Annotated in this window: 14 protein-coding genes; 8 read left to right on the forward strand and 6 right to left on the reverse strand. The window is 74.5% G+C overall.

The window, feature by feature from the left end; all coding sequences use genetic code 11:
• Positions 1-74 precede the first annotated feature (74 nt).
• The 8 genes from ACJ6WD_RS23875 to ACJ6WD_RS23910 all read left to right on the forward strand — a co-directional run bounded on the left by ACJ6WD_RS23875 (position 75) and on the right by ACJ6WD_RS23910 (position 8,302).
• Complete coding sequence (locus ACJ6WD_RS23875) at positions 75-1,346, forward strand: sensor domain-containing protein (protein WP_407616456.1); 1,272 nt, start codon at positions 75-77, stop codon at positions 1,344-1,346.
• Positions 1,337-1,984 carry a response regulator transcription factor gene (locus ACJ6WD_RS23880; protein ID WP_233659862.1) on the forward strand — a complete coding sequence of 216 codons (648 nt, stop codon included), beginning with the start codon at positions 1,337-1,339 and terminating at the stop codon, positions 1,982-1,984. The genes ACJ6WD_RS23875 and ACJ6WD_RS23880 overlap by 10 nt, the downstream gene beginning before the upstream one ends.
• Before the next feature lie 213 nt (positions 1,985-2,197).
• A complete protein-coding gene (locus tag ACJ6WD_RS23885; RefSeq protein WP_016575957.1) occupies positions 2,198-2,443 on the forward strand; it encodes a DUF397 domain-containing protein in 246 nt (81 codons plus the stop codon).
• 92 nt (positions 2,444-2,535) lie between these two features.
• Entirely contained in the window at positions 2,536-4,536 is a 2,001-nt protein-coding gene (locus tag ACJ6WD_RS23890; RefSeq protein ID WP_407616457.1) for a hypothetical protein, read from the forward strand.
• Between the two features lie 107 nt (positions 4,537-4,643).
• Complete coding sequence (locus tag ACJ6WD_RS23895) at positions 4,644-5,549, forward strand: metal-dependent hydrolase (protein WP_407616458.1); 906 nt, start codon at positions 4,644-4,646, stop codon at positions 5,547-5,549.
• A gap of 1 nt (position 5,550) precedes the next feature.
• Positions 5,551-6,810, forward strand: coding sequence for a PDR/VanB family oxidoreductase (locus ACJ6WD_RS23900; protein ID WP_407616459.1), 1,260 nt, complete (start codon positions 5,551-5,553; stop codon positions 6,808-6,810).
• 108 nt (positions 6,811-6,918) lie between these two features.
• Entirely contained in the window at positions 6,919-7,614 is a 696-nt protein-coding gene (locus tag ACJ6WD_RS23905) for a TetR/AcrR family transcriptional regulator (RefSeq protein WP_016576307.1), read from the forward strand.
• 55 nt (positions 7,615-7,669) lie between these two features.
• On the forward strand, positions 7,670-8,302 hold the full coding sequence (locus ACJ6WD_RS23910) for a GNAT family N-acetyltransferase (protein ID WP_233659858.1): 633 nt from the start codon (positions 7,670-7,672) through the stop codon (positions 8,300-8,302).
• On the opposite strand, the gene pulA is transcribed toward ACJ6WD_RS23910, so the two are convergent.
• From pulA to ACJ6WD_RS23940, 6 genes are all read right to left on the reverse strand, one after another.
• On the reverse strand, positions 8,236-10,917 hold the full coding sequence (gene pulA / locus ACJ6WD_RS23915) for a pullulanase-type alpha-1,6-glucosidase (RefSeq protein WP_407616460.1): 2,682 nt from the start codon (positions 10,915-10,917) through the stop codon (positions 8,236-8,238). The genes ACJ6WD_RS23910 and pulA overlap by 67 nt on opposite strands.
• Before the next feature lie 182 nt (positions 10,918-11,099).
• Positions 11,100-12,146: a LacI family DNA-binding transcriptional regulator gene (locus tag ACJ6WD_RS23920; RefSeq protein WP_407616461.1), complete on the reverse strand. Its 1,047-nt coding sequence runs from the start codon at positions 12,144-12,146 to the stop codon at positions 11,100-11,102.
• Positions 12,134-13,804, reverse strand: coding sequence for an alpha-amylase family glycosyl hydrolase (locus ACJ6WD_RS23925; protein ID WP_407616462.1), 1,671 nt, complete (start codon positions 13,802-13,804; stop codon positions 12,134-12,136). Before ACJ6WD_RS23925 ends, ACJ6WD_RS23920 begins: the two co-directional genes overlap by 13 nt.
• A 1-nt stretch (position 13,805) precedes the next feature.
• Positions 13,806-14,660 (reverse strand): sugar ABC transporter permease, encoded by an 855-nt coding sequence (locus tag ACJ6WD_RS23930; RefSeq protein WP_407616463.1) that lies wholly within the window; start codon positions 14,658-14,660, stop codon positions 13,806-13,808.
• A gap of 2 nt (positions 14,661-14,662) precedes the next feature.
• Positions 14,663-15,598, reverse strand: coding sequence for a sugar ABC transporter permease (locus tag ACJ6WD_RS23935; protein WP_331249763.1), 936 nt, complete (start codon positions 15,596-15,598; stop codon positions 14,663-14,665).
• On the reverse strand, positions 15,595-16,869 hold the full coding sequence (locus ACJ6WD_RS23940) for an extracellular solute-binding protein (protein ID WP_233659853.1): 1,275 nt from the start codon (positions 16,867-16,869) through the stop codon (positions 15,595-15,597). The genes ACJ6WD_RS23935 and ACJ6WD_RS23940 overlap by 4 nt, the downstream gene beginning before the upstream one ends.
• Positions 16,870-16,917 lie beyond the last annotated feature (48 nt).

Raw genomic sequence — 16,917 nt, forward strand, 5'->3', positions numbered from 1 at the left:
ACCTGGCGTTCTCCTACGCGGCAGACTGTTCCCGCGCCCGAGGTCCGGTCGCGTGAAGCCCAGGGAGCGTACGGATGAGGGTCCGCAGAACACTGGTCGCCGCGGCGCGGGGGCTGGCGCTGGCGGTGGCCGCGGAGGCGGGATCGGTCGTCCTCCTGGTGCTGGTCCTGCTGTCGTTGGCGCTCCTGGTCATCGGCGTGGGGGTGCTGACCACGCCGGTGGTGCTGACGTGGGCCCGCGGCCACGCCGATCTGCGGCGGGTGTGGGCGCACGCGCTGAGCGGGGTGCGGATCCCGGCCGGGTACCGCCCGTTCCCGCCGGGGCTGCGGCGCGGCCCCGCGGGCCAGTGGCGGCGCTGTGCGGTCATGTTGCGCGACCCGGCGACCTGGCGGGAACTGCTGTGGTTGGTGGTCGACCTGTCGGTGGGGCTGGCCCTGGCGCTGCTGCCGGCGACGCTGGTGGTCTACGGCGCCGGGTTCGTGCTGCTGCCGGTGGTGCAGGGGCTGACCGGAGCGGGCGGCGAACTGCTCGGGGTCGGGTCGCTGACCGTCGACCACCCGTTGCTGCTGCTCGTGGCGCCGGTGCTCGGCGCGGGGTTGCTGCGGCTGGCGTGGCGCGGCAACCCGGCGCTGTTGCGGGCGCACTTCCGCCTGGCGGCGGTGTTCCTGGCCCCGCCGCAGGCGGAGTTGGCGGACCGGGTGGCGCGGCTGACCGAGACCCGGGCCGACGCGGTGGACGCCTCGGCGGCCGAACTGCGCCGGATCGAGCGCGATCTGCACGACGGGGCGCAGGCCCGGCTGGTGGCGATGGGCATGGAGCTGGGCGTCGTCGCGGCGCTGATCGAGAAGGACCCGGCCCGCGCCAAGGAGCTGGTGGGTCGGGCCCGGGAGTCGTCCGCGGAGGCGCTGGCGGAACTCCGCGACCTGGTGCGCGGGATCCACCCGCCGGTGCTGGCCGAGCGGGGCCTGGGGGACGCGGTGCGGGCGCTGGCGCTGCGGATGGCGGTCCCGGTCGAGGTGACGGTGGAGCTGCCGCGGCGGTTGACGGCACCGGTGGAGTCGGCCGCGTACTTCGCGGTCGGCGAGCTGCTGACGAACGCCGCGAAGCACTCCGGCGCCGACCGGATCGCGGTGGACCTCCGGCACGTCGACGGCCGACTGCGGGTCACGGTGTGCGACGACGGGCGGGGCGGGGCCGCGGTGCGTCCCGCCGGGGCCGGCGGGGGCGCGGAGGGTTCGGGACTGCGCGGGGTGGCGCGCCGGCTCGGTACATTCGACGGCGTGCTCACCGTCGACTCCCCGGCGGGCGGCCCGACGTCGGTCACGATGGAGATCCCGTGCGCGTAGTCCTCGCCGAAGACCTCTTCCTCCTGCGGGACGGTCTGGTCCGGATGTTGGAGGCGTTCGACTTCGAGATCGTGGCGGCGGTGGCGTCGGGGCCCGAACTGAGCCGGGCGCTGGCCGAGCTGGAGCCGGACGTGGCGGTGGTGGACGTCCGGCTGCCGCCGTCGTTCACCGACGAGGGGTTGCAGTGCGCGCTGCGGGCCCGCGCGGCCCGGCCGGGGCTGCCGGTGCTGGTGCTGTCGCAGCACGTGGAGCAGTTGTACGCGCGGGAGTTGCTGGCGGACGGCAGCGGCGGGGTGGGGTACCTGCTCAAGGACCGGGTCTTCGACGCGGAGCAGTTCGTGGAGGCGGTGCGCCGGGTGGCGTCCGGGGGGACCGCGATGGACCCGCAGGTCATCGCCCAGCTGTTGTCCCGTCGGGCCGGGGACCGGCCGATGGCGGGGCTGACGCCGCGCGAGGTGGAGGTGATGGAGTTGGTGGCGCAGGGCCGGTCCAACGCCGCCATCGCGGCCCGGCTGGTGATCACGGAGCGGGCGGTCGCCAAGCACACCTCCAACATCTTCGGGAAGCTGGCGCTACCGCCGTCGGACGACGACAACCGCCGGGTGCTGGCGGTGCTGGCCTACTTGGACCGCGGCTGAACGCGCGCGCGGCGCCGGCTCGTCGCGGGCGTATGTGCGGTGAGTTTCGGCCAATCGGCGGCCCGTGGGCGGGGTGCACGGCGTCCCGCCGGCCGCCGTACGCCGCCAACTCCCCTGCCGGGCGGGGCGGACGGCCGTCCCGGCGCCGCTGGTGGGCGCCCCGGGCGCCGCGTACGCTGACCGGCACGGCTCACGCGAGTAAGGGGATCAGACATGGGCACCGCAGCCGACAAGGAATGGCTCTACGGCCTCGACATCTCCGACGCCGTCTGGCAGCGCCCGCCCGGCGACCCCGAAGCGGAGGCGGTGGAGATCGCCTTCCTGGAGCGCGGCGCGGTGGCGATGCGCAACTCCACCGACCCCGACGTCGTGCTGCGCTACACCGAGGCGGAGTGGCGGGCGTTCGTCCTGGGCGCCCGGGACGGGGAGTTCGACCTGGACCGGCACCAGTCGGCCTGACCCCGGCGTCGGGTCCGCCCGGGGTGCGGTCACCCGTTCGGGTCGGCCCGGTCGGTCGGTGACCATCACAGGATTCACTCGTTCCACCGAACGTGGAGCAGCAGCAGGCGGCAACCCCGCGCCCGGACCGCACCTCCCCCGTCGGTCCTGCCGACGGGGGTGACCCCATCGACGTCGAGCAGGCCGAGGCGGCCCTGGTCGAGCACTACCCCCGGCTGGCCCGGCTGGCCTACGTGGTACTGCCGCCGGGGCCCAGCCGCGGGCGGCGGGTGCTGGCCGCCCACGCCGTGGTGCAGCGGGCCCTGCCCCGGCGGGCCGGCCCCGGCGTCGTGCTGCCCGCGCAGCGCGGCGGGGACGAGGCCGTCGATCCCGGTTACGCCCTGATGCGGCTGCGGGTGCTGCGGGCGGCGCTGGCCGCCGGGCGGCGCCGGTGGCAGCCGCCGGCGCCGCTCCCCCAGGTGTGGGGCCTGCGGTTGTTCCCGCGCTCCGGCGGTGCCGACGAACTCGCCCTGGACCAGGCCCTGTCGGCGCTCTCCGGGCCGGCCCGGGCCGCGTTCGTGCTGCGGGACCTGGAGCGGCTGTCGGTCCAGGAGACCCGGCGGGTGCTGGAGGCCGCGGGGGTCGCCGACGTCCCCGCGGCACTGGCCGCCGCCGACGGGGCGGCGCTGCCGGCCGGGAGCCGGGACCGGGCGCTGCTGGAGTCGGTGGAGTTCGACCCGTGCGCCCTCCAGGCCCGCCCGACGGACCTGATCCGGCGCCGTCAGCACGGCCGGGCGGCGCTGGCGGCCGGCGCGGCGGTGCTGGTCTGCGGGGCGCTGCTGGGCCTGCCGGGCGGGGGCTGGGGGGCGGACGGCGCCGCGGCCCCGCCGTACGCCCGCAACGCCGCGGCCGAGGCGGCGCTGGACCCGGGCCGGTTGACGGTGTCCTCGGCGTCCGCCTGGAAGGGCGCGCCCCGGCCGGACTTCTCGTCCTGGCCGGCCCGCGGCGACCGGCTCGGCGACAAGGCGCTGCTGCGGCGGGCGTTGGCGGTGTGGGCCCGGCCCGGCGACGGCGTGCCGGTCACCGCGACCCCCGGCACGCCCACCGGTCCCGCCGCCGGGCCGCCCCAACTGCTCTTCGCGGGCGTGGTGGACCACGCCGTGGTGGTGCTCTTCCACGACGGGCTGCGAGTGGTGCGGTACGCGGAGCGGGTCGACGGCCAGGGGCAGGGCGACGGCTCGGGGGCGAGCCTGGACTTCGCCCGGACGGACGGCGCGACGGCGGACGTGGCGAGCGCGTTGGTGGTGGGCCGCACGGAGGGCAACGTCCGTTATCTGACGGCCCCTTGGGTCACCTCGGTGCGGCTGCTGGACCTGCTGGCGCCGGCCGCGGCGGGCCAGCCGGTCGCCGTCGAGGCGGACGGCCTGACCGCACCGGTTCCGGCGCCGCGCGCCGACGGGAACTGCGCCGGTTGGCCCGCCCTGCGGGTCGGCGGCCGGTTGGACGGGCAGCCGGGCGGGGTGCCGGGCGGGCGGTCCGACGGCGAGTTGGTGACCGACCTCGGGGAGTTGTCGCCCGCGCGCCTGACCTACGGCCCGCCGGACGCGCCGGATCCGGTGGTCGGGCCGGAGGGGCGGACGGCCTGGGCGCGGACCGCCTGCCAGCTGCCGGCGGTCCGTTCGCAGGGCGTGCGGTCGGTGAACACCTGGCGGTTCGCCCAGCAGCCGCTGCCCGAGGGCGCCGGGGTCGCGGCCTGGCTGTGCACCCGGGCGGAGACCTGGCGCGGGGCGGGCAGCCGGACGATGGCGCAGTTCCAGGCGCCGCCGCCGAGCGGGCAGCCGTACCCGACGGGGGCGGTGACCGCGCGGGCGGACGGCGGTACGGCCTGCGGTCCGCGGGCGCCCCGGGTGCTGTCGGGCGTGCTGTGGAAGAGCGGCGGCGGCCGGTGGTGGCTGCTGGCGGCGGGCAGCGAACAGGTCAGGTCGGTCGCCGCGAGCGGCGGGGTGCGGGGCCGGGCGGCGGGCCGGCTGCTGGCGGTGCCCGCCGCGGCGGGCGCGCACGCCGATCTGGTGGGCGAACTGGCCGACGGCAAGAAGGTGCGCGCGCTGCGCTGAGCCCGCGGGGCGCCGGTCGTGGCCGGCGCCCCACCCGCCCTCCCGTTTTCTCGGCTTTCGGTGTCCGGGGGGTACCGGCATTCCTTACCCGCCAGTACATTGACGCCATGTCTAATACGGCCTCGTTGCGGCCCCAGCCGGTCGCGTCCGAGCACACCCCGCTGAAGGCCCGCAACGTGGCCTTCGACTGGGCGGACACCCCCTTGCACTGGATCCCCGGCGATCCGGCCAGCACCCACACGATCAACGTCCTGCACCTGCTGCTGCCGGCCGGCGAACGCTGGTTCGTGCACGTCTACAAGCAGGCGCTGCCGTACGTCCGCGACCCCGAACTGCGGGCCGACGTCATCGGGTTCATCGGCCAGGAGGCCCTGCATGCGCAGGCGCACGACGACGTCCTGCCGCACTTGAAGGAGCAGGGGCTGGACCCGACCCCGTACACCGCGCAGGTCGACTGGCTCTTCGAGAAGCTGCTGGGTGACCGGACGCTGCCGCCGGGGCGGGCCCGCGCGTGGTGGCTGCGGGAGCGGGTGGCGATGATCGCCGCCATCGAGCACTACACGGCCTTCCTGGGCGACTGGGTGCTCAACGCCGAGGCCCTGGACGCCAAGGGCGCCGACCCCACCATGCTCGACCTGTTGCGCTGGCACGGGGCGGAGGAGGTCGAGCACCGCTCGGTGGCGTTCGACCTCTTCGTCCATCTGGACGGCGGCTACCGGCGGCGGGTGCGGACCTGGGCGACGGCCTTCTCCGCGCTGGTGTTCCTGTGGCAGCGCGGCACCCGGTTCTTCATGGAGAACGACCCGACGCTGGTGGGCCAGAAGGCCGCCGTGAAGGACTTCGTACGGGGCGGGCGGCAGGGCGTGCTGCCCACCACGGGGGCCATCGCGCGCTCCATCCCGCAGTACCTGAGCCGGACCTACCACCCGTCGCAGCACGGCAGCAGCGCGCAGGCGCTCGCCTACCTCGACCGTTCGCCCGCCGCGACCGCCGCCGCCTCCGAAGGAGCCTGAGATGCCCGCGCCCGTCCGCGTCCCGTCGTCCACCGGCCGGGGCGGCCCGCTCCGTCCGGGCCTGCCGCGGCTCCGCACCGTGCTGACGGTGGCCGGTACCGCCCTGGTGGTCCAACGGGCGCTGCGCCGGCGGATCCGGCGTTCGCCGCTGTGGCCGTTGCCCGCGTTGGAGCAGCCGATCTCCGGGCGGGGACGGGAGGCGGCCCGGAGAGCGGCCCGGGCCAACGGCCTCGACGGGGCGCAGCCGGCGCCGGGGCGGCCGGCGACGCTGCGGCTGCGGGTGGCCGAGCGCACCGAGGTGGCCGACGGGGTGGTGGCGCTCCGCCTGGAGGGCGAGCGGCTGCCCGTCTGGGAACCAGGTGCGCACCTGGACCTCGTGCTGCCCTCGGGGGCCGTGCGGCCGTACTCGTTGTGCGGCGAACCGGCCGACGCGGTACGGGCGGACGGCGGCTCGTACACCCTGGCGGTCCGGCTGATCGAGGACGGTCGGGGCGGTTCGCGGGAGGTGCACGAGGTGCTGCGGGCGGGCATGACCGTCGAGGTGCGCGGCCCCCGCAACCGCTTCCCCCTGGAGGACTGCCACGCCTACCTGTTCGTCGCGGGCGGCATCGGCATCACGCCGATCCTGCCGATGGTGCGGCAGGCCGAGGCGGAGGGGGTGCCGTGGCGGCTGGTGTACGCGGGGCGTTCGCGGGCGTCGATGCCGTTCCTGGCGGAGGTCGAGAAGCTGGCCGGGGGCGGGGCCGGCGGCGCCGGCGGCGAGCGGCTGACCGTCGTCGCGGAGGACGTGGACGGACGGCCCGATCTGGCCGCGGCGCTCGCCGACGCGCCGCCGCACGCCGCCGTCTACTGCTGCGGTCCCGAGCCGCTGATGGACGCCGTGGCCGACCTGCTGCCGGACGGGCCGGCCGGGCTGACCCTGCACACCGAGCGGTTCGCGCCGACCGCCACCGGCCCGGCCGCGGCGGGGGGCGCGGACGGGGCGTCGGACGACGTGGCGTTCGCGGTGGAGCTGCGGCGGACCGGCCGCACGGTGACCGTCCCGGCCGGCACCAGCGTGCTGCGCGCGATCCGCGAGCAGGCCCTGCCGGACCTGGCGTACTCCTGCGAGGAGGGCTTCTGCGGCACCTGCCAGCAGCGGGTGCTGGCAGGTGAGGTGGACCACCGCGACGCGTTGCTGACGGACGCGGAACGCGACGACTCGCTGCTGGTCTGCGTGTCCCGGGCGAAGCGGGGGTCCGGGCTGGTGCTGGATCTCTGACGTCGGCTCTTCGGGGCGGTGGGCGGGGGCGCAGGGCGTGCGGCACCGGGGCGAGGCGGGCGGTCCGCGCGCTGGTGCCGCCGCGCGGCCGGTCGTTAGGGTGGACGCATGACCACCGGGGCACGCCGCAGGATGGGGGTCGAGGAGCGACGGGAGCAGTTGATCGCCGTCGCGCTCGGCCTGTTCAGCCACCGCTCCCCCGACGACGTCTCGATCGACGAGATCGCCGAGGCGGCCGGCATATCGCGACCGCTGGTGTACCACTACTTCCCGGGCAAGCAGCAGCTCTACGAGGCGGCGTTGCGGCGCGCCGCCGACGAGTTGACGGCCCGGTTCGTGGAGCCGCACGAAGGCCCGCTCGGCGCCCGGCTGTTGCGCGTCATGCAGCGGTTCTTCGACTTCGTCGACGAGCACGGGCCCGGTTTCTCGGCGTTGATGCGCGGCGGCCCGGCGATCGGCTCGACCCGTACCAGCGCACTGATCGACGGCGTGCGCCAGGCCGCCTTCACGCAGATCGTCGCGCATCTGGACGTGCAGGAGCCGTCGCCGCGGCTGGAGTTGGTGGTCCGGTCGTGGATCTCGCTCGCCGAGACGACGGCGCTGCTGTGGCTGGACGGGCAGCGGCTGCCGCGCGCCGAGTTGGAACGGCAGCTGGTGCACGACTTCGCGGCCCTGGCGGCGGTCAGTGCCGCGTACGACGAGCGGATGGCGCAGGTGGTGCGCCGGATGTTGGCGGACGAGCCCGCGGACGGGATGTTCGCGGACCTGGTGGGGCGGTTGTTGGAGCTTCCGCAGCCGGCGTGACGCCGCGGGCGGTCCGGGCCCGGCGGGCACCGCCCGGCTGCGGCAGAATCCGGCCATGGACGAGATCACGTACCGGCTGGCGGAGACGGCGGGCGACCCGGCGGTTCTGGTCGGCCTCCACGACGCGGCGGCCCGTTGGATGGTGGCGCACGGCGTCGACCAGTGGAAGCCCGGCGGCAAGGACGAGGAGCACTTCCGGCTGCGGATCGCGCAGGGCGAGGTCTGGTTGGCGGAGGCCGCCGGGCGGGTGGTCGGCGGTTTCGAACTGTGGTGGGAGGACGAGCCGGCGTGGGGTCCGCAGCCGCCGGTGGCGGGGTACGTGCACCGGCTGATGGTGGACCGCTCGTGCGCGCCGGCCGGGACCGGGCGGGCGATGCTGGCCCGGGCCGAGCGGCGGATCGCCGCGTCGGGCCGGGTCTGGTCCCGTCTGGACTGCATGGCGAGCAATCCGCGGCTGCGGACGTACTACGAGGGGGCGGGCTACGCGGTCGTGGGCGAGCAGCCGTTCAAGGAGGGGGCCGGGGGCAGCCGGTACGGCGTGACGTTGCTGGAGAAGCGGGTGGCCCAGGAGGAACCGCCACCGCGCGCCCCGGGCGTCCGCCTTCCGTCCGCCGGCCCGGGTCAGCCGCGGCGGAAGACGGCGACGGTGCGGGGCGGGACGGTGAAGGTGCCCGAGGCCGGGTCGTAGGCGGCGGTCGCGGTGGTGCGGTCGGCGCCGTGCGCCTGGACGGGGTGCAGGGCGTAGGGGTGGCCGGCGAGCGCCGGGACGCTCTGGGCCTGGCGTTGCGGGGTGGCGTTGAAGACGACGACGAGGTCGGCCAGGCGCATGGTGAGGACGCCGGGGGTCTCGTCCGGGCCGGAGCGCGGGAAGGAGAGCGCGGACTGGACGGCGGCGGTGGTGGCCAGGCCGAAGGCCGGTTCGGTGGCGTGGATGCGCAGCAGGTCGCGGTAGGCGGCCGACGCGGCGTTCCGGGTGGCGCAGTCCGGGCGGAGGGCCGGGTCGGCCAACAGGGGTTTGGCGTAGGGCCACTTGTCCTTGTTGTCGGCGGCCGGCGGCAGGCCCCGGCCGAAGCCGTTGCCGGCCGTGGCGCCCCCCGGGTCGTCGGTGCACTCCCAGTGCAGCGCGTTGAACCAGTCGCCGCTGTTGAAGGAGTTGCGGTCCAGGGACTTGGAGCGCAGCAGGTCGGAGCCGGCCTGGGAGAGCGCCGGGCCCTGTGCGAGGGCGGCGGTGGCGAGGGCGACGACCTGCATCCGGGCGCGGTCGGCGGCGGAGGTGCCGGGCGGCAGTTTGTAGGCCAGGGCGTCGTAGAGGGTTTCGTTGTCGTGCGCGTCGACGTAGGCGAGGGCGTCGCCGGGGGCGGCGGCGTAGCCGGCGGGGGCGCCGCCGTAGTCGACCTGGGCGCCCGTGACGCGGCGGCCGGTGGTGTCGGTGAAGGCGTAGCCGGCGAGGTTGCCGGTGAGCCCGACCTTGATCAGGTCCTGGTAGTGCAGGAGGCGGGCGCGCTGGGCGGCGGAATCGCCGTTGGCCGGCGAGGCGTTGGGGTCGGTGGCGAGGCCGGAGGCGAAGCCCTGGACGCGGGGGTCGGCGTCGAAGGGGCCGCCGCCGCGCACCGCGTCGCGGGCCCGGTCGTTGAAGGTGGCGATGCCGGTGCCGGCCATGTTGCGCTGGGTGGCCTGGACGAAGCGGGCGTCGTCGGCGACCTCGCCGAAGTTCCAGCCCTCGCCGTAGAGGACCACCGCCTTGCCGTCGACGCCGTCCCGGGCCGGGGTGAGGGCGTCGAGGGCCTTGCGGACGGCGAGGACGTTGGCCTTGGGGTGGTGGCCCATGAGGTCGAAGCGGAAGCCGTCGACCTTGTACTGCTTGGCCCAGGTGACCACGGAGTCGACGACGAGCTTGCCCATCATGGTGTGTTCGGGTGCGGTGCCGGCGCAGCAGGTGGAGGTGGCGACGGTGCCGTCGTCGAGCAGCCGGTGGTAGTAGCCGGGCACGATGCGGTCGAGGACGGCGCGCGGATCGTCCTGACCGGCGGCGGCGGCGGTGTGGTTGTAGACGACGTCCATGACGGTGCGCAGGCCGATGCCGTTCAGGCCCTGCACCATGCGGCGGAATTCGACGGTCCGGGCGGTGCCGTCGGGGTCGGAGGCGTAGGAGCCCTCGGGGACGGTGTAGTGCAGGGGGTCGTAGCCCCAGTTGTAGCCGTCCCGGTCGGCCGTCGCGGCCACGCACTCCTGCTGACGCGCGGAGTCGGCGGGCAGGGCGGGCAGGTCGCAGGCGGGGCGCTGCTGGTCGGCGCGGCGTTCGGGGACGGAGGAGAAGTCGAAGACCGGCAGCAGGTGGACGTGGGTGGTGCCGGCGGCGGCGAGGGCCTTCAGGTGGCGCATGCCGGCGGAGTCGTCGGTGAAGGCGAGGTACTGGCCGGGGTGGCGCGAGGTGGGGTCCTCGATGGAGAAGTCGCGGACGTGGAGTTCCTGGATGCGGGCCCGGCGCAGCGGCACCGCGGCGGGCTTGCGCAGCGCGGCCCAGCCCGCGGGGGCGAGCCGGGGGTCGGCGAGGTCGACGACGAGGCTGCGGGCGGAGTCGGTGGTCAGGGCGGTGGCGTACGGGTCGGTGACCGCGTTGGTGACGGTCCGGCCGGCGTCCGGCGCCCAGACGGTGACCAGGTAGCGGTACGGCTTCCCGGCCCAGGCCCGGTCGCCCCGCACGCTCCACACCCCGCTCGCCCCGTCGCGGTGCATCGGGACGCGCCGGCCGGCCAGTTCGAGGGCGACCGTGCGGGCGGTGGGCGCCCAGACGGCGAGGGTGGGGCGACCGGCGTGGAACACCGGTCCCAGGGCGGCCCGTCGGGCGCGGGTGCCGTAGAGGTCGTCGAGGACGCCGGGGAGCTGCACGCCGGTGGTGCGCGGCCCGTCGGCGGTGCGCTGGGTGGCGACCAGGCGCCCGCGCAGGGCGGTGGCGGCCAGGGCCCGGTCGCGGGGGTCGACGGTGAAGGCCGGGTAGCCGGTCAGGTGGGGGTAGGCGGCGCGCTCGGCGGGGGTGAGGGTGCCGGGGGTGAGGCGGAGGCGGCCGGTGGGGCGTCCGTCGCGGTCGGCCGGGTCGCCGAACTCCAGTTGTGCGGCCACGGGTTGGGCGCCCTTCCAGACCACGGTGGTGCGGTCGATCCACTGGGCCTCGGCCTTGGTCAGGCCGCCGGTCGGAGCCGCCTGGGCCCGGGGCTGCGGCGGGAGGGCGAGCGCGGCGGCGCCGGCCAGCAGGGCGAGCACGGCGGCGGTCCGACGGCGGAGGCGGTGCGCGGTGGAGGGCATGGCCCCTGGTTCTAGTCGGACCGGACGCTTGCTGCAAGACCTTTCGCAAGAGATTGCAACGGTGTTACGTTCCCACCCGAGTCGGTCCGGCCGGCCGGAGGCCCACCCCACGGTGGGCCCACGCGCCCGGCCGGCCGGACCGACCGCCAAACGACCCCCGAACAGCACTTTCTGACGTCACGTCAGATACGGAGCGGCCCGGTGGAGCCACGCACCACCAGTTCCGGCTGGAAGACGAACTCGGTCCGCTGGACGGGGTTCCCCTGGATCTCCTCGATCAGCGCCCCGACCGCCGCCGTCGCCATCGCCTGCACCGGCTGCCGCACCGTGGTCAGCGGCGGGGCGGTGAACGCGATCAGCGGCGAGTCGTCGAAACCGACGACGGAGAGCCGGCCCGGGACGTCGATCCCCCGCTGCCGGGCCGCCCGCACCACGCCCAGCGCCATCAGGTCACTGCCGCAGACGATGCCCGTGCAGCCGTCGTCGAGCAGGGCGGCGGCCGCCGCGTGACCGCCCTCGACGCTGAACAGGGTGTGCGTCACGCGTCGTTCGGCCTGCCCCCTCGACAGGCCGAACGTCTCCCGGAGCGCCGCGGTGAAGCCCTCCGCCTTGCGCCGGGACGGCACGTAGCGGGCCGGCCCGACGGCCAGTCCGATGTGCTCGTGGCCCAGTTCGGCGAGGTGGCGCACGGCCGTCCGGGCCGCGGCACGGTCGTCGGGCGAGACACAGGGCGCGTCGACCCGTTCGTTGTAGCCGTTGATCAGGACGTAGGGCACGCCGCGCGAGGTGAGCCGGGTGTAACGGGAGGGGTCGGCGGCGGTGTCGGCGTGCAGGCCGGACAGGAAGACGATGCCGGTGACGCCGCGCTCCTCCAACTGCTCGACGAGCTCGTCCTCGGTGGCGCCGCCCGGCATCTGGGTGCACAGGACCGGCGTGTACCCGTGGCCCGCCAGGGACTGCTCGATGATCTGGGCGAAGGCCGGGAAGATCGGGTTGGTCAGTTCCGGGATGACCAGCCCGACCAGCCCGGCGCTGCGCCGCCGCAGCCGCACCGGACGCTCGTAGCCGAGCAGGTCGAGCGCGGCGAGCACCCGCTGACGGGTGCCCGCCGCCACGCCCGCCCGCCCGTTGAGGACGCGGCTGGCGGTCGCCTCGCTGACCTGCGCCTGGGCGGCGATGTCGGCGAGGCGCGGGGTGGGTCGGGGTGCCCGCCGGGTCACTCCGCCCACCAGATCGTGGTGTCCGCGGGAACCTCCCGCACCGGCGGGGCGGGCTCTTCCGTCGCGCCGGCGTCGGCGAACGGAGCGCGGGAGGAGAGGAGTCGACGGACCGGCGGCAGATCCAGTCGCACGGGGTCGGCCGTGGTGTTCACCGTGCAGAGCAGCCCGCCGGGGCGGCGGAAGACCAGCACGCCGTCGGGGGCGGCCAGCCACTCCACGGCGTCCCCCGCCCCCAGGCCGGGGTGCGTGCGGCGCACCGCCAGGGCGCTGCGGTACAGCTCCAGCGTGGAGGTCGCATCGCCGGTCTGGGCCGCCACGGTGAGCCCGGCCCAGTCGTCGGGCTGGGGCAGCCAGGTGTCCTGGGCGCCGAAGCCGTACGGGGGTGCGGTGCCGTCCCAGGGGAGCGGCACCCGGCAGCCGTCCCGGAGGCCGTCCTGGCCGTTGGCGCGGAAGAAGGACGGGTCCTGGCGGACCTCGTCGGGGAGGTCGGTGACCTCGGGAAGACCGAGTTCCTCGCCCTGGTAGAGGTAGGCCGAGCCGGGCAGGGCCAGCATCAGCAAGGTGGCGGCGCGGGCCCGGTCCAGGCCGCCGCCGAGGCGGGTGCGGTGGCGGACGACGTCGTGGTTGGACAGGACCCAGGTGGCCGGCGCGCCGACGGCGCCCAGGGCGGTGAGGGAGGCGTCGATGGTCGTCCGGAGCGCGGCGGCGTCCCATCCGGTGCTCAGGTAGTGGAAGTTGAAGCCCTGGTGGAGCTCGTCCGGGCGGACGTAGCGGGCGAGCCGTTCGACGGTGGGGGTCCAGGCTTCCGCGACGCCGATCCGGTCCCCCGGGTACTCGTCGAGGATCGTCCGCCAGGAGCGGTAGACGGCGTGCACGCCGTCCTGGTCGAAGAAGGGCAGCACCTGCGAGCCGATCAGGCTGGCCTGTTCACCGCGGCCGATGTCCGGCAGGCCGGGGGCCTTGACCATCCCCTGGGCGACGTCGACGCGGAAGCCGTCGATGCCCAGGTCGAGCCAGAAGCGCAGGATCGAGCGGAACTCGTCCCGGACGGCGGGGTGGTCCCAGTTGAAGTCGGGCTGTTCGGGGGCGAAGAGGTGGAGGTACCACTCGCCGTCGGGCAGCCGGGTCCAGGCGGGGCCGCCGAAGACGGACTCCCAGTCGTTGGGCGGGAGTTCGCCGTTGTCACCCCGGCCCTTGCGGAAGTGGAAGCGTTCACGCAGGACCGAGCCGGGGCCCTCGGCGAGCGCGCGGCGGAACCAGGCGTGCTGGTCGGAGCAGTGGTTGGGGACGAGGTCGACGATGATCCGCAGGCCCTGGTGGTGGGCCTCGCGGATGACCGCCTCGGCGTCCGCGAGAGTGCCGAAGAGCGGATCGGTGGCGCGGTAGTCGGCGACGTCGTAGCCGGCGTCGGCCTGCGGGGACGCGTAGAAGGGGCTCAGCCAGACGGCGTCCACGCCGAGGTCGCGCAGGTGGCCCAGGCGGTCACGGACGCCCGGCAGGTCGCCCATGCCGTCCCCGTTGCCGTCGGCGAAGCTGCGCGGGTAGATCTGGTAGATCACGGCGTCGCGCCACCAGTCGGCGGCCCGGGCGGCCGCTTTCGCCGGGGCGCCGGTCGGGTCGGGGTGAGAGCCGGGGGCGGTGGGTGGGGCGGTGGGCTGTCGGGTCATGTCATCCCTTGGTGGTGCCGGCGGTCAGTCCGGAGACGAGGTGGCGCTGGGCGAAGGCGAAGACGAGTGCGGCCGGTACGGCGATGAGCACGGCGGCGGCGGTCATCGAACCCCAGTCGTTGGTGTACTGGTTGACGAAGGTCTGCAGCCCGCCGGCGAGGGTGAGGTTCTCCTCGCCGGTCATGAAGGCGGAGGCGTAGGCGACCTCGGCCCAGGCCGTGACGAAGGTGTAGAAGCCGGTGACGGCGAGGCCGGGGCGGGCGAGCGGCAGCACCAGCCGCCAGAAGGTGCCGAACGGGTTGAGGCCGTCGACCCGGCCCGCTTCGTCGATCTCCACCGGGATGGTGTCGAAGAAGCCCTTCATCATCCAGGCGCAGAACGGGACGGCGATGGTGAGGTAGGTGAGGACCAGGCCGAGGGGCTGGTTCAGCAACCCGAGGGCGGCGAGGAGGTTGTAGAGCGGGACGATCAGCACCGCGACCGGGAACATCTGGGTGAGCAGCAGCAGCCACATCAGCGGCCGCATGCCGGGGAAGCGGAAGCGGCTGACGGCGTAGCCGGTGGTGGCGGCGGTGAAGACGCCGAGGGCGGTGGTCAGGCCGACGACGACCACGGAGTTCCCGAACCACGTGAGGAAGGAGGTGTCGACCAGCACATGGCGGTAGTTGTCGAGGCTGAAGTGGCTGACGAGGCTGGTGGTGAAGGCGTCGTTCTTGGGTTTGAAGGAGGTCACCAGCAGCCACAGCGGCGGGAAGACCGCGATGACGGCGGCGAGCGCCAGCGCCAGGTGCAGGCCCACGGAGGCCAACCGGCGCCGTTGCCCACGGGTGCGGGTGCGGGTGCGGGTGCGCGCCATGGTCACCACACCTCCCCTTGCTTGCGCAGCGCCCGGCGGTAGCCGATCGCGACCAGGGCGAGGAGGGCGAGGATGACCACGCCCCAGGTGGCGGAGGCGGAGAAGTTGCGGGGGCTGTCGACGAACGAGAGCCGGTAGGCGTAGGTCACCAGGATCTCGGTGGCGTCGCCGGGTCCGCCCCTGGTGAGCAGGAAGATCACCGGGAACATGTTGAACGTCCAGATGGTCGAGAGCAGGATCACGGTGCCGCTGACCGCGCGCAGGCCCGGCACGGTGATGTGGCGGAAGCGCTGCCAGGCGCTCGCGCCGTCCATCTCGGCGGCCTCGTAGAGCTCGCCCGGGATGGACTGGAGTCCGCCGAGCAGTGCGACGAGCATGAAGGGCACGCCCAGCCAGACGTTGACGGCGATGACCGAGAGCTTGGCCCAGGTCGGGTCGTTGAGCCACGGCACGGCGTCGATGCCGCCGCCGGCCAGCAGCTTGTTGAGGATGCCGTTCTTCTCGTTGTAGAGCATCCGCCAGGTGAAGACGGAGACGAAGGCGGGGATCGCCCACGGCAGGATCAGCGCCAGGCGGTAGGCGGTGCGGCCGCGCAGTTGGCGGTTGAGGAGGGTGGCCAGGGCGAGGCCGGTGAGGAAGGTGAGGCCGACGCATCCGACGGTCCACACCACGGTCCAGCCCAGTCGGCCCCAGAAGACGCCGTCGGTCAGCACCGCCCGGTAGTTGTCCAGGCCGGTGAAGTGGTAGGTGGCGGGGATGTGGTTCATGCCGATCGAGCGCTCGACGTTGGCCTCGTTGGCGTCGGTGAGGGAGAAGTAGACGCCGCGGACGAGGGGGATCCCGATGATGACGCCGATGACGAGGACGACCGGGGCGGTCATCGTCCAGGCGTACCAGTGGGTGCCGAACGCCCGGCGGGTCCGGGCGGTGAGCGTCACGTGTAGTCCTTGAGCAGCTTCCGGTAGGCGTCGCCGACGGACTTCGCGGCCTGTTCGGGGGTGGCGGCGCCGGTGAGCACCTTGTTCATCTGGACCTTGAGCGGTTCGAAGAGCGAGTTGCCCTCGGCGATCCAGGGGCGCTGGACGGCGCCGTCGACGGCGGGCTTGAAGAAGGAGACCATCTCGTTCTGCTTGACCGCCGGCACCGCGTAGACGGACTTGCGGGTGGGCAGCAGGCTGAGCGCGTCGGTGGTCTGCTGCTGGACCTTCGCGGAGCTCATGTACTTCACGAAGGCGTAGGCGGCCGGGAGGTTCTTGCTGCCGGCGTAGACCGAGAGGTCCCAGCCGCCCTGCGGGGAGCCCTGGGCGGCGGATCCGCCGGGGACGGGGGCGACGCCGAGGTTGTCCTTGTCGTGGAACGCCGTCCCGGCGCGGGCGCCCTCGATGTCCCAGGGGCCGTCGATCGCCATCGCGACGGTGCCGTCCTTGAGGGCCTTGAGCTGGTTCTCCTGGCCGTCGGTGGCGTCGGTGACGGCGGTCTTGGAGTCGACGAGCTGCTTGAGGGTCCGGAAGGCGCGGACGCCGGCGGCGTTGTCGATGGTGACCTTCTTGTGGGCGGCGTCGACCATGTCGCCGCCCTCGCCGTAGAGGTAGGGCAGGAACCAGTAGGGGTCGTCGCCGCGCAGGTAGAGCGCGGTGGCGCCGGTCTTGGCCTTGATCTTCTGGGCGGCGGCGGTGAGTTCGGCGACGGTCTTGGGGACGGGGACCCCGGCGTCCTTGAGGAGCTTCTTGTTGTAGAAGAGCCCGAGGGTGTCGATGACCTGCGGCACGGCGTAGGTCCTGCCGCCGAACCTGGTCGAGCCGACGGCCTGCGGGAGGTAGTCGTCGGTGCGGTCCAGGGCCGGGGTGCCGTCCAACGGGGCGAGGTAGCCGAGGTTGGCGAAGTCGGCGACCCAGGCGACCTCGGTGCGCATCACGTCGGGGGCGCCGGCCCCGCCGCCCGCGGCGTTCTTGAACTTGGCGTTGGCGTCGCCGAACGGGACGTTCACGTAGGCGACGTGGACCTTGGGGTGCTCCTTCTGGAACCCCTCGGCCAACTTCCGGTAGGTGGCCTTCTCGGCGTCGTTGGAGGTGTCCCAGAAGGTGACGGTTCCGGACAGCTCGCCGCCCGCCGAACTCCCCCCGTCGCCCCCGCCCCCGCACCCCGTCGCCGCCAGTGCCAGGCCCGCTACCAGCGCGGTGGCCAGAGCGCCACGTATGCCACGCCGCATGTGAACTCCTTTGGGAAAGCCTCGGTTGGCGGTCTGGAACGTAACAGC

Source organism: Streptomyces sp. VTCC 41912, assembly GCF_045799175.1.
Classification (GTDB): domain Bacteria; phylum Actinomycetota; class Actinomycetes; order Streptomycetales; family Streptomycetaceae; genus Streptomyces; species Streptomyces albulus_C.